At 63.8% G+C, this 13,039-nt stretch carries 12 protein-coding genes; 6 read left to right on the forward strand and 6 right to left on the reverse strand.

What is annotated here, in order from left to right; genetic code table 11:
* The 3 genes from AAFP05_RS00740 to AAFP05_RS00750 all read right to left on the reverse strand — a co-directional run.
* Positions 1-752 (reverse strand): DUF4194 domain-containing protein (locus AAFP05_RS00740; protein ID WP_341727936.1); only part of this gene is annotated, 752 nt, incomplete at its 3' end.
* The gene (locus AAFP05_RS00745; protein WP_341727937.1) at positions 745-2,217 is read right to left on the reverse strand and encodes a DUF3375 domain-containing protein; all 1,473 of its coding nucleotides are present in this window, start codon (positions 2,215-2,217) and stop codon (positions 745-747) included. The genes AAFP05_RS00740 and AAFP05_RS00745, both read right to left, overlap by 8 nt.
* 42 nt (positions 2,218-2,259) lie before the next feature.
* A complete protein-coding gene (locus AAFP05_RS00750; protein ID WP_341727938.1) occupies positions 2,260-3,129 on the reverse strand; it encodes a PPK2 family polyphosphate kinase in 870 nt (289 codons plus the stop codon).
* A gap of 179 nt (positions 3,130-3,308) precedes the next feature.
* Between AAFP05_RS00750 and AAFP05_RS00755 the strand changes: the two genes are divergently transcribed.
* The 5 genes from AAFP05_RS00755 (at position 3,309) to AAFP05_RS00775 (ending at position 8,795) form a co-directional block, all read left to right on the forward strand.
* Entirely contained in the window at positions 3,309-4,280 is a 972-nt protein-coding gene (locus AAFP05_RS00755) for an alpha/beta hydrolase (protein ID WP_341727939.1), read from the forward strand.
* Complete coding sequence (locus AAFP05_RS00760) at positions 4,280-5,695, forward strand: alcohol acetyltransferase (protein WP_341727940.1); 1,416 nt, start codon at positions 4,280-4,282, stop codon at positions 5,693-5,695. Before AAFP05_RS00755 ends, AAFP05_RS00760 begins: the two co-directional genes overlap by 1 nt.
* Positions 5,695-6,360: a DUF6320 domain-containing protein gene (locus AAFP05_RS00765; RefSeq protein WP_341727941.1), complete on the forward strand. Its 666-nt coding sequence runs from the start codon at positions 5,695-5,697 to the stop codon at positions 6,358-6,360. Before AAFP05_RS00760 ends, AAFP05_RS00765 begins: the two co-directional genes overlap by 1 nt.
* A gap of 113 nt (positions 6,361-6,473) precedes the next feature.
* Positions 6,474-7,706, forward strand: coding sequence for an aminotransferase class I/II-fold pyridoxal phosphate-dependent enzyme (locus tag AAFP05_RS00770; RefSeq protein ID WP_341727942.1), 1,233 nt, complete (start codon positions 6,474-6,476; stop codon positions 7,704-7,706).
* Positions 7,707-7,772: 66 nt separating this feature from the next.
* The gene (locus AAFP05_RS00775) at positions 7,773-8,795 is read left to right on the forward strand and encodes an FUSC family protein (protein WP_341727943.1); all 1,023 of its coding nucleotides are present in this window, start codon (positions 7,773-7,775) and stop codon (positions 8,793-8,795) included.
* Here AAFP05_RS00775 and AAFP05_RS00780 read toward each other — a convergent pair.
* Complete coding sequence (locus AAFP05_RS00780) at positions 8,775-9,620, reverse strand: Cof-type HAD-IIB family hydrolase (RefSeq protein ID WP_341727944.1); 846 nt, start codon at positions 9,618-9,620, stop codon at positions 8,775-8,777. The two genes, AAFP05_RS00775 and AAFP05_RS00780, sit on opposite strands and share 21 nt — an antisense overlap.
* 110 nt (positions 9,621-9,730) lie before the next feature.
* Here AAFP05_RS00780 and cls point away from each other — a divergent pair, with 110 nt between their 5' ends.
* On the forward strand, positions 9,731-11,239 hold the full coding sequence (cls, locus tag AAFP05_RS00785; RefSeq protein WP_341727945.1) for a cardiolipin synthase: 1,509 nt from the start codon (positions 9,731-9,733) through the stop codon (positions 11,237-11,239).
* Positions 11,240-11,257: 18 nt separating this feature from the next.
* Here cls and AAFP05_RS00790 read toward each other — a convergent pair whose 3' ends face one another.
* A complete protein-coding gene (locus tag AAFP05_RS00790) occupies positions 11,258-11,968 on the reverse strand; it encodes an ABC transporter permease subunit (RefSeq protein WP_341727946.1) in 711 nt (236 codons plus the stop codon).
* A complete protein-coding gene (locus AAFP05_RS00795) occupies positions 11,965-12,954 on the reverse strand; it encodes an ABC transporter ATP-binding protein (RefSeq protein ID WP_341727947.1) in 990 nt (329 codons plus the stop codon). Before AAFP05_RS00795 ends, AAFP05_RS00790 begins: the two co-directional genes overlap by 4 nt.
* Between the last annotated feature and the right edge of the window lie 85 nt (positions 12,955-13,039).

Here is a 13,039-nt window from a genome sequence, read left to right on the forward strand (position 1 = left end):
TCGCGATCATCGGCTTCAGGGTCGTCTAACTCCTCGGCTTCGAAATCGGCTGCCGGTGCCACGTTCTCGCCCTGCACCCGATGGGCGGCCTGCTCGCGAAGCCAATCGCTCAGCTCTCGCAGGCGCGCCGAGCTCAGCACGATCTCCACCAGCGGACTGATCCGATAGCGTCCCTCGGACTTCTCCTCCAGGAGGCCGTCGCGCTCCAGCCGGGCGATGGCGTTACGAATGGCCTTCTGTCGCCTCGCGGTGTTGCCGTCGGAGTGCGAGAAGTAGGTGAGCACGGTCTGCTCGATCTCCTCCACGTCGAGCAGCGCCGCCGGCTCCCCCGCGGTCGATTCGCGTTGATAGACGGTGCGCAGATGCACCAGGACCAAGGTCTCGGCCCGTGAATAGGCGTCGTCGCGTAGCAGGATGGGGATCTCGGCGTCGTCCGATCGAATCTGCTCCTTGTAGGCAACGCCTCGTTCATGGTCGACAATGAGCCGGACGAAGAGATCGTTGAGATGCGATTCGATCCGCAGCCTGCTGTTCAGCAATACAGCCCAATCGTCGCGGTTGCGGTCGGCCACCAGGAAGCGGCTCTTCAAGAGCCGCACCAGCAGCCGCCGCTCGTCCGCATCGAGTACCCCGCGATCACCGGGGAAAAGGCCCTCTTGATCGTTCTCCATCGCGACCGGGTCGATGAAACCACCATCTGGAGTCGCGTCGAGCGCGATGCCGGAATCTGGGGACAGCGCGGGCTCAGTCATCGGTCTCCCCGTTTGCGGTTCGTGCGGTCACAGCGCCGAAGGCGAACCGGCGGGTGCTGCCATCAGGTCGGTGGGCTTCGACAATCGAGACGGCATCGCTTTCGGTCATGCCATTGCGATGGGCGATTTCCAGCAGACCCAGCAGATCGACCGGACGTCGGGTTTCGGTATCAGCCGCCTCGAATGCCGTAGCCAGATCGAAGTCCTCGGACAAGCTCGCCACGTACTGCTCGAGTTCCTTGTAGTGCGGGCCACCCCACGAATGCGCGTCCGCCTCCGCAAACTCCACATCGCCGGCAGCATTCAGCGGGGCCGGCGCGCCGGGCGGACGGATATCGCTGATCGACTGGCGCAGATGGCCGATATCTGCGACGGGAAACTTGCGCAGCGGCCGGACCCGGTCGGCGGGCGAAGAGACCTGCATCCACGATTGCAGCCCAGACATCACCTCGCGCAGCAGATCGTCCACCTGACGATCGCGGATCGGGTCATGGGTGCGCACCTGGGCAGTGATGACATGCGATGCTCGGCGCTGGGCGGTCAACACCTCGTCGACTCCCTGTTCGACGCGCCGTCCGATGGCGGCCAACTCGCCACGTTGGTTGGCGTCCATCCGAGCCGCGAAAGGCTGCGAGAGCAGCGCATGCAACCGGGTGGCGAGCCGGTCGATCTGCTCGGGGTCACCGATCAGCCGCAGCGCGCCGGCGAACGCCCGGCCGCCCGGGGTGGACTGCATGACGTGCTGTCCGCGCTCGAGATACTCGCGCAACACCTCACCGGTGGGACGCACATCTTGCCGCAGGCTGGTGACGATGTCGCGCTGGATCGCCTTAATCGATTCGGCGACCCGGGAGAAGTCGGCGGGCAGCTCGCGAGCCAGATGGACGACGTTCTCCGCCTCCTCCAGCAGCTGCTCGTCGTCGAGAGACTCGATCGGATCGCCGGCCTCCAGCTGTGCGATCTCGGCCTCGAGGGCCGCCTTCTCGTCTCGAAGTCTGGCCAGCCGGGCCTGCGGGTCGGTCTCAGCGGTTTGTGCGAGTTCTTCGACGGCTTCCAGCAGGGTGCGGACGCGCGACCTGGACACTCGGGTGCCGCCGCCACCGGTGCGTCCGGCGATCTCCAGCGCGCCGACCGCGTGGGCGGAGAGCCGGTAGACCTCGATATCGTCCTCGATCTGCGGAACCAGCCAGCCCACCTTCACCCAGTACCGGCAGATCTCGCGGGCGGTGCCGCTCGGTAGCCTTAGCTCGTCCTCGTCGTAACCGGCCGCCCGGAGCTGATCGATCGCCTCGGCGATCTCGGCGTGTGCGTCGGCGACCGCCACCGCAGGCCGGTCCGCGGTGAAGACGATCGAGAGCATGGCGACGACGAAAGGGGCATATCGGCCACCCAAGAGGTCAAGGGTGGGGTTCTTGAAGGCCGCGAGAGAACGCCGGTAAGCGGCCTCGGCGCGGGTGTTCGTCATCGAGGCAAGACTACTGCCGGTGGCGATCCGCGGCGGTACCGGCTACCTGGACGCCAAGGCCTCGACACGTTTGCGTTCGGCCTTCACATCGAAATCGGCTTCCGGCCAGCCGAGCTTCAAGCTGCCCATCGCTTCGATGATCAGATGCGTAATTGCCCAGTTCCGGTACCACTTACGGTTGGCGGGCACCACGTGCCAGGGCGCCGCATCGGTATTGCAGCGGCTCAGCGCGATCGAATAGGCATCCATATAGGCGTCCCACTTCGACGCGACACTCACATCGCCGGGGTTGTACTTATAGAACTTTTCGGGATTCGAAAGCCGCTCGGCGAGCCGCTTCTTCTGCTCGCCACGCGAGATGTTGAGGAAGCACTTGACGATTACCGTGCCCGACGTGACCAGGCCGGCCTCGAAATCGTTGATGGCACCGTAGCGGCGCTCGATCTCGGTGGCCGGGGCGAGCTGGTCGACCCGCTGGACGAGCACGTCCTCGTAGTGTGAGCGGTCGAAGATGCCGACCTGCCCGCTGCGAGGCAGTTGGCGTTCGACGCGCCAGAGAAAGTCATGAGCACGCTCTTCCTCAGTGGGTCTCTTGAACGAATGAATGTGGACGCCCTGTGGATCCATCATGCCGATGACGTGCCTGATGGTGCCGCCCTTGCCTGCCGTGTCGAGACCCTGCAGGACGAGCAATACTTTCGGCGCCTGAGCATCTCTGGTGCCTGCGGCGAACAGCCGCTCCTGCAGATCGTCCATCAGCGGCTCGAGTTCTTCGCGAAGATCCTGGCCATCGTCCTTGTCCTTGCGCTTGGGATACCCGGGAATCGCGTCGGGATCGAAATCGCGGACGTCGACCCGACCAGCTGGGCAGCGCAGCACAGGCGCGAGAGATTCGGGCTCTTTCTTGCTCATCGCCCTAGTATGACGCGAGCCGTTGCGTCGAGTGGTCGGTATCGGCGACATGTCTGCGCGCCTGCCGTCGGCGATGGTGGCGTCCTGGTCGCAAGGCCGTCTTGATAGCGGCATTTGGCGTCCGGGCTGACGTAGGCTGACCACATGACACCGTCCGGTCCCGACAGTATCGATCGCCCGTGAACCGGCTGTTCCAAGCGGTTCTGCGCCTCTTCGCCGCACCGCGCGTCGATGTTCGCGAAGACTACGAGAAGATGCGTCGGTTGCAGCGCCAGATGGCCGCACTGCCGGCGCAGCGCTACCAGGCCCTCGATCGCCAGATGACTTCTGAGGACGGCAGCCACATCATCGCGGCGCGCGTCTTCCTTCCCAAGGAGAAACTGCGAGACGAGCTTCTGCTCTTCTTCCACGGTGGTGGCTGGGTCACCGGCGACATCGAGAGCTACACGCCGGCCTGTGCGACGATGGCCGATCTGACCGGCTGCGTCGTGGTATCGGTGGACTACCGGCTGGCACCGGAGCATCCTTTCCCGGCCGGTCTGGACGACTGCTACCAGGTCACCAAGTTGCTCTTGGATGATCCTCTGATCGCCGAGATCGATGACCCCGACAAGATCGTCCTCATCGGTGACTCGGCCGGAGCCAACCTCGCCGCCGTGGTTTCGTTGCTGCTGCGTGAGAACCGGCATCGGGGTGTCAGCAGGCAGATCCTGCTCTATCCGGTGACCTATTGGGACCACAATCCGCAGACCTCGCCTTTCGCCTCGGTGCGTAACCATGGCACCGACTACCGGCTGACCGACACCGAAGTCCGGGAGTATATGGAGCTCTATGTCCCCGATCCCGGGACACGTCGCGACATGCGGGTCGCCCCGCTGATGGCCACCGACTTCTCCAGGCAGCCCAGGACCCTGATGATCACCGCGGAACTGGATCTGCTTCGCGACGAGGGGGAGGCATACGGGCTCGCGCTGGCCGAAGCCGGTAACGAGGTGCGGATTCACCGGGTCGACGGGGCACTGCATGGGTTCATCGCGCTGCCCCGCTTCTCGAAGTCGCTGCGCGAGGGCTATGCGGTGATCAATTCCTTCCTCAACGGTGATCTCGAGGAGGCCGAGGCGGAGTCGGTTGTGGAAGCCGAAGGAACATAATGGCCCGCTGGGCGTGGGTACGTCTCGACAACGCGTCCAATATCTTTCTTGCGTCACGCAGCGAGGCCGACCCCAAAGTATTCAGGATGAGCGCCGAAATGGATTGCGATGTTGATCCACGGCTCTTGCAGGAAGCCCTGGACGCGACCTACGACCGCTATCCGCTCTACCATGCGGTGCTGCGGAGCGGCATATTTTGGTACTACCTGCAAGACAGTGATCTGCGTCCGGTGGTGACCGCAGACGAGGAATTCAGTTGCGCTCCGATCTATCAGCCCGACCGGCGCACCTTGCTATTCCGGGTGATCTACTACCGCAAACGCATCATCCTTGAGATATTTCATGCTCTGTCGGATGGCACCGGGGCGTTGTGGTTCCTCTCCGATCTGGTGGCCGAATATGCCCGGCTGCGGTATCCGGATGACCTTCCCCAAGATGATCCGGTTACCGAAGCGGACGCCGGTCCGGTGATCGATGAGTCGGAATCGACGCACGGTCTGGCTGTCGACAGCTTCGCCGAGTACTTTCGTCGTCGTCCGCGTCGCAAGGTGTCCGAAGCCGAAGCCAAGTTCAGTGGAGCGGCAACAGCCCCGGTGCTCAGCGTCCGGACGGGCACCGGTCTATCGGCCTCGGACTCGCGCGACGAGAACGTGCGATCCCATTCGGACGGGCGCAAGATCTACCGGGTCAAGGGAACCCGCACCCCGGACAACCGCACCCGTGTCGTTGAGCTGACCATGCCCGCAGGTCAGGTGCTCGCCTTGGCCCGTGCACAGGGAGTGTCGCTGACGATCTATCTGACGGCGCTGTTCTTCGAGTCGATCCGGCTGTCATCGGGTGGCCTGGGCGCCGCGCGTACCCTCACGGCCTCTGTGCCGGTGAATCTGCGCCAGTTCTTTCCCTCGACATCGCCGCGCAACTTCTTTGCGACACTGCGCCTCGAACACAGCTACGGCGACGGATCGGATGATCTCGGCTCGGCCTGCCAGGAATTGGAGGCTCAGTTCCGCACGAAGGTCACCCCGCAGGCTCTTGAGAAGAAGCTGCGACGATTCATCCGGCTCGAACGGATGCCGGCGCTGAGGATCTTGCCGCGCGTCCTCAAAGACGTGGTTCTCGGATTGATCAACCGTGGCAACAACCGCAGCCTGACTGTCGCCATCTCGAATCTGGGCCTGGTGCGGTTGCCCGACCCGGTCGATTCCCATGTCGGACGCGTGTTGCTGCAGGTCTCGGCGGTTCGTCCGCAATTCTGTGCGGTGTCGCACGCAGGCCTGCTCACCGTGTGCTTCACCTCGCCGTTCAGTGAGACCGACCACATCAGGGAGTTCGTCCGGTTGCTGACCTCGCAGCAGGTGAATGTCACGATTGCGGCGGCCCGGGTGACCGAGGACGAACTGTCAGGAGTCGAATGATGAGGCATTGTCCTGATTGCTCGGTCGACATCGAAGGCGATTGGACGACCTGCCCGCTATGCGGCGCCGTGCTGACCGGTACTGCCGCCCCGAGCCCGTTGCCGGCCATCCCCCTCAGCTTCTCGCGTCAGCGCGTGCTGCGGGTGGTCTTCTTGATCTCTCTCGTGGTGATCCTGGCATCGTTTCTGGCACAGTTGCTTTTTAGTCACGGCCCGAGTGGCATCGGAGTACTGAGGTCGGTTTGGTTGGGCGTGACCGCGATGTGGCTGGTGGTGATGATGGCCTTTCGTAAGCGGCGGAACATCGCAAAGGGAACCGTCTATCTGGTGGTTCTGATCAGCCTGGTCTGCGTCTACTGGGATTACCTGACCGGCTGGCAGCGCTGGTCGTTGACATACGCGGTGCCGATCGTCTGCGCATTTTCGATCGTGGCGTTGATGATCGCGGTCTGGGCGATGCATGTCGAGGTGAGCGAGCACATCGTCTACAGCGGGTTGACGATGCTGCTGGGATTGGTTCCGATCGGTTTCTTGGTCCTTGGCTGGGTAACGAACGCGCTGCCGTCGGCTGTCTGCGTGCTGGTCAGCCTGCTGGCGCTGCTCTTCCTGCGCGCCACGCGGCAGGCGGATGTGCGTCACGAACTGGCCAAGCGGCTGCACGTTTAGGCTTAGGGCCGCGGGGTTCGCAGGACTCATCGGCCGAAATGGCCCGTATCATGCCGCACCTGATCTGCGCCTGGCGGCTGGAATAAACTGAGCCCAGTCGACCCAGAGGAATCATGTCCAGCTCATCGCTTGTGCGTCCCACTACTCGTCCGGGTCTGGACGGGCCGTGGCGGCGAGTCGCGGCCTTCGCGGGTCTGCTCGGGCCCACCGGCCTGCCCTCCCCCACGATCTTCGCCGAGATGACGGCCATGGCCCGGCAATTCGATGCCATCAATCTCGGGCAGGGCTTTCCCGATGAGGACGGCCCTCGAGAGGTGCTCGAGGCGGCGAAGGCGGCCATCGACCGAGGCGCGAACCAGTATCCGCCGGGTCGCGGCGAAGCCGATCTGCTCGAAGCCATCAGCGAGCATCAGCGGCGCTTCTACGGGTTGGACGTCGATCCCAACACGGAAGTGATCGTCACGGCGGGCGCGACCGAAGCCATCGCGGCCACTGTGCTGGCGCTGACCCGACCGGGCGATGAGGTCATCACCTTCGAGCCCTTCTACGACGCCTATGCTGCGGCGATCGGCCTGGCGGGGGCGCGTCATGTCACGGTGGGGCTGCGGGCCCCGGACTTTCAGCCCGATCCGGACGAGCTTGCCCGCCTGTTCACGGCTAAGACGCGGATGATCATCGTGAACGACCCCAACAACCCCACCGGCACCGTCTTCGATCGCGAGACCTTGCAGCGAATTGTCGATCTCGCCGCAGAGCATGACGCCCTCATCGTGACCGACGAAGTCTACGAACATCTCGTCTTCGACGATGCCCGGCACGTCCCGGTCGCCACCCTGCCCGGTGCCAGGGAGCGCACCGTCACGATCTCCTCGGCGGGCAAGACCTTCTCGACCACCGGTTGGAAGATCGGATGGGCGGTGGCATCATCCGAGATCATCACGGCGATTCTGACGGTCAAGCAATACCTGACCTACGTGAACGGGGCGCCCTTCCAGCCCGCCATCGCCACCGGGCTGCGCCTTCCGGACGAGTTCTATGCCGGAATCGCCGCGACGCTGCAACACAAGCGCGACCTGCTCGTCGACGCTCTTCAGCAGGCCGGTTTCCGCGTCTTTTCGCCAAAGGGCACCTATTTCGTGCTGGCCGATACCGCCCCGCTGGGTTATCCGGATGCGACCGAGCTGTCCCGCAGGATGCCGTCAACCGTGGGCGTGGTCGGTGTACCCGCGACGGCCTTCGTGCGTCCCGAGCATGCCGCGGACTACCGATCGCTGCTGCGCTTCACCTTCTGCAAACGTGAGGACGTGATCCGGGAGGGAGCCGCGCGACTCGAGAAACTGCGTTAGCAGGGTGTCGTCACTGTCTATGCTCAGTTCAGCAGAAGTATGGCTGCCGTCGCAGAAAGACCGGGGATGAAGACCAACGAGACCGTGCGCGTCGGCGGTGCCGTTGGCGTGCTCGTCTTGGTGTGCTCGGTCCCCTCGATAGTCGTGGCGTTCACACCGCTCTCGGCGGCCGCACCGATCCTGCTTGCCGGTGTCGTGCCGAGTGTCGTGGCCTGTCTCTACGACAGACGCCTGCTCGCCTATACGGCGGTGGCAGCAGCGCTGCTCATCGGCCTTGTCGAGTTGGCCGGGGCACGGCCATGGGCCATCACCTTGGTAATGGTGGTGGCCGGGCTCGTGATCGGGCTGGTCGCCGAGCGCGGCTGGCGCATGGTCGGGGTTCAGACAGTCGTGCTGCAGACCACGATGCTTACCGCGCCGCCGATCCTGCTTCCCGGAGTTGGCTGGACATCACAAGGGGCGGGACGAGTGCTGCTGCCTATAGCGATGGTGCTTCTGGGGGGCCTGTGGGCGTTGGTCGTCGTGGCGCTGCTCGGAAAGAGACTGCCGACGCTCGATGCCACGCCGATCGGACGTACCCAAGCGTTGCTCTATGGAATCGGACTCGCGCTGACGCTGGGTCTGACGACCTGGATCTCGGCTGTCTGGCTGGTGGGCACGATGGCCGGTTGGATGCAGTTGACGGTCCTGATGGTCCAAAGTCCGGTCATTTCTCAGACCAGGAAGCGCATCGTTGACCGCTCGGTAGGGACGATCGCCGGTGCCTTGGCAGCCGGAGTAATCGCGGTCGTTGTTCCCTGGGACACGGTACTTGTGCTCATCGGCGTGGTCGCGGCGGTTCATTCGATGGCATTGATCACGCTCAAGGCTTCGTATGCACGCTTCGCGTTCTGGCTGACGGCGGGCGTCATCTTGGTGAACGCAGCGGGTGACAATTTGGCGTCCGCCGATATCCAGCGGGTCATCTTCACTGTGGGTACGGGCGTGCTGGTCGCCGGGCTGCTGGTGGTTCTTGAGGCGTTCCGCAAGGTCTTCAGTGCTCGCTGCGATGACGTCGACCAGGAGCCCTCATCCGTTACTCCCGAGTAGACCGAGGTGGTCGAAGGCGTTATAGAGCCCATCGACCTCGACATCATCGGTGACATAGTCTGCGATTGACTTGATCTCGTCGGGCGCGTTGCCCATCGCGACTCCGACGGCGCAGTACTCCAGCAACGGGATGTCGACAGCCGCGTCGCCTGCCGCGATCGTGTCGGCCCGATCAGCACCGAGGTGTTGCAGCAGCAGATCGACGGCGTGCGCCTTGTCGATGTCGGCGACGCCAAGATCCCCGAAGAGTGCATGGGAGCCTCGTCCGCCCCAAGTGCCGGCCGTGAGCTGCGGGAAGGCCGCCTTGGCGTCCACGAAATCCTGATAGCCACCGAGGACGAAGCTGATCTTGTTGAGATCATCACGGTACAGATCGGCGTCGTAGATCATCTCCGGAAAAACACTCTCGATATCGAGCTGCGATGCGTCTGCGACCCCTTTGCCCGTGACGTACGCGCGGGCGGCGGGCAGCGCGGCGGTCCTGAAATTCCGGCTGGCGTAGAGACCCGAATTGGCCTCCAAGTAGAACGCCAATCCGCGGTCATTCAGCCAGTCGACGATGGCGGTGCATTCGGCCAGCGTCAACGTCTGGTGCATGACGACCTCGCCGTGGTGCTCCAGATACGAGCCATTGCCGCCGATCATCCCGTCGACGCCGATATCCCAGAGCTCCGGGTACATTTCGGCTCGGCTGCGTCCGGTCGTCAGATAGACCAGGTGGCCTGCCTGCCGGGCGAGCCGGACGGCACGCACCGCGGATTCAGGTAGCCGATTCGAATAGTCGACGAGGGTGCCGTCCACATCGAGGAAGATGATTTTCGTCATCGCGTTCACTTTCTGTCTGGCCGCAGAGTGCGTGGATGAGCACAGTGCGCAGCCGCGCCGGTTAGGCTCATCCATGACATCCGACCGACTCGAAGGAGCACGACCAGCGCATGACCGGGGTTCTCGCAGGCACGACCGTGCTCGTTGTTGTTGAGTACATCATCAAGATCATCGCGATCGGTGTGATACCGGAGAATCGCAGACCGTCGTCCTCAATGGCCTGGCTGCTGCTCATCTTGTTCATCCCTCTCGTCGGGGTGCCGATCTTTCTCATTCTCGGCAGTCCCTACGTCAGCGGCCGGCGCGCACGCATCCAGGCGCAAGCGAATCGACTGCTTGAGTTGGGCACCGATGGGGTTCCGAACTCTCCTGAGTCGGTGACGCTGCCTTCCGAACTGGAGGGCATCGTCGAACTCGCGCGGTCGCTGACCTCGCTGCCGATGGTGAGCGCGGTCAACCACGGGGTGATTCTCGACTACCAGGCGAGCATCGACCGCATGACTCAGCTTGTCGAATCGGCGACCGAGACCGTCCACGTCGAGATCTATATCGTGGCGCGGGACGAGGCGACCGAGAGTTTCTTCGTGGCGCTGGAGGACGCCGTCAAGCGTGGGGTGACGGTACGGGTGCTGCTCGACCACATCGGTTCGCGCAAGTATCGCGGTTTCCATCGCATGCTCAAAGGCCTGACCGCAGCCGGCATCGAATGGCATCTGATGCTGCCGTTCCTGCCGCTACAAGGAAAGATGCGCCGGATTGACCTGCGCAATCACCGCAAGCTGCTCGTCGTCGACGGACGAGTTGCAGTGATGGGTTCGCAGAACATGATCGCGGCTTCCTACGGCTCGCCCAAGAACCAGAAGATCGGGCGTCTGTGGAACGACATCACCATCGAGCTGGCGGGCGAGGTCGTGTCATCGATCGAGGCCGTCTTCATTGTCGACTGGTATACCGAGTCGGGCGAAATTGTCGACATGCATGCCTATCGCAGCTCGGACGACGACACCGTCCTCGCCGAGCATCTGCTGCCTACTTTGCACGGACCGCGGCGCCCCATTGGCGGTGAGGTGAGCGCTGTGCAGCTGATTCCGTCGGGTCCAGGTTTTCGCACCGATCCCAACCTGCGCAGTTTTGCTTCACTGATGTATTTCGCGACTCGGCGGCTCGCGATCGTCAGCCCGTACTTCGTGCCGGACGAGTCACTGCTGGCGGCTATCACCACCGCTGCGTACCGCGGTGTCGCCGTCGAGCTCTATGTGAGCGAGGTAGCCGATCAGTTCATGGTCGACAGGGCCCAATCGTCCTATTACCAGGCGTTGCTGGACGCAGGGGTGCGGATCTACCGCTACCCCGCTCCCGAGGTGCTGCACACCAAGTGCTTCTTGGTGGACGATGAGATCGCTGTCATGGGCTCGTCGAATATGGACATGCGCTCCTTCGGGCTGAACTACGAGATCAGCCTGCTGGCCTACGGCGGCGACATCGTGGACGAGGTCCGTGACGTGATCGCCGACTATCGCTCGCGCAGCAGCGTCCTGGATGCCGAGCAATGGCCGGCGCGTTCGGTGCTCAGGCGCTATGCAGAGTCCGTGATGCGGCTTACCTCTGCCTTGCAGTGACGCCGGCGCCGGCGGTGACTATCTCGTGATCAGCCGCTCAGGGTTCAGCAGGGCGGCACTGATCCTCCACCCGAGCACGTTGAGACCGATGAGGACGGCGGCGAGGATGCAAGCAGTGGGGACCGTGGCCGGTATGACGTTCATGGCAACCAGGAGGGCCACTGCGAAGGAGGGCAGACTCGCGGGAATTGCGAGTTGCTGGGCGACGCGGATGTCACGCGACCGCGCGGAAATGGCGATACCGATCCAGATCGACCAGGCAGCTATCAGCGGGGTGAAGGCGATCTGGGCCAGGATCGCTGATCCTCGCAATACTGCAGTGGCGGAGTCGGGATCGGCGAACCCTGCGATCACGGCGACGACGAGGGCAAAGACCAGGTAGGAGACCACCATTGAGGGGACGAGTGCGGCGAGGGCCTTGCCGAGCAGGAACTCGTCGCGACGCACTGGCGTGGTGAGGACGGGTTCGAGGGTGTGTTGCTGACGCTCGCCGACGATGGCATAGGCGGCGATCACCGTGGGAACCACGGCGGGGATGCCAAGCATGTACAACAGCCAGTCCCCGCGCCGAAGATCGGTGGGACTCGCCGTGAACACCTGAATCAACGGGGTGATCAGGAACACCGCGGGAATGATCGTCATCCCTGCGATCAGGGACCGGTTCCGCCGGTATTCACGTAGCTCTTTGCCCGTGATCGCGCCGACCCGACGCAGGTTGAATCGGCTCACGAGGCTGCTCCCCGGTCCGTGTCGGCCGGCCTGGGGCCGATGAGACGAAGGTAGACATCCTCCAGACTGTGCGCCACTTCGCTGATCGACAGCACGTCGGCGCAGGCAGCGACCAAGGCCCGGGTGACTGCCGGGGCCGCGATGGCAGTATCGGTCACGGTCAGGAGATAGCCCCCGGATTCGTCCTCGCGCCAGGCCTGAACAGCGGGCAGACCGATGAACACGGCGTCCGGTCGGTCGAGCGGCTGCCGGGTTGTGACCCGCAGACTCGTCGCGAACACCCGCTGACGCAGCTCATCGGGTCGTCCGATGATCCGCAACGTGGTGTTGAGGATCGCGACGCGGTCACAGAGCCGCTCCGCTTCCTCGAGTCGGTGAGTGGTGAGGAACACGGTGACTCCGCGACCGCGGAGCTGCTCGATCAGCTCGTGCACGTCATGTGCTGCTACGGGGTCCAGTCCCGAGGTTGGTTCATCCAGGAACAACACTTGGGGATTGCCGAGCAGGGCGCGCGCCAAGCTGACGCGCTGCCGCAGCCCCTTCGACAGGGTCCCGCACAGCTGCGCTGCGCGGTCGGTCAGGTTCACTGAAGCGAGCGCGTCCGCTATGCGTTCGGCGGGATCGGGTGCTTCGTAGAGGCCGGCGAAGTACGCCAGGTTCTCGACTACGCTGAGCCGCTCATAGAGGCCGGGCGATTCCGGCATGATCGCGATCCGGCCGCGAATCCGGGTGCCGTTTTCGGGTGTCAGCGCGATGCCCGCCACTGTCGCTGATCCGGCTGTCGGCGCCAACAACGTCCCCAGGGTGCGCACGGTAGTCGTCTTACCGGCCCCGTTGGGGCCCAGGAACCCGAACACCTCGCCCCGGGCCACCTCGAAGGAGACATCCTCGAACGCAATCCGGTCGCCGAATCGTTTGCCCAGGCCATCAGCCACAATCGCCGGCCCTACTCCGTGCGAGTTGTCGGTCCCGCGCTGTGATGGCATCTACTGCGCGGTAAAGGCCGCGAGGTTGGCGAGTGAGGACGCCATCCCGGCGGCGTGGTCCTCCTCGGAGATACCCGCAGGAACG

It is taken from the genome of Brooklawnia sp. (genome assembly GCF_032229645.1).
GTDB lineage: Bacteria > Actinomycetota > Actinomycetes > Propionibacteriales > Propionibacteriaceae > Brooklawnia.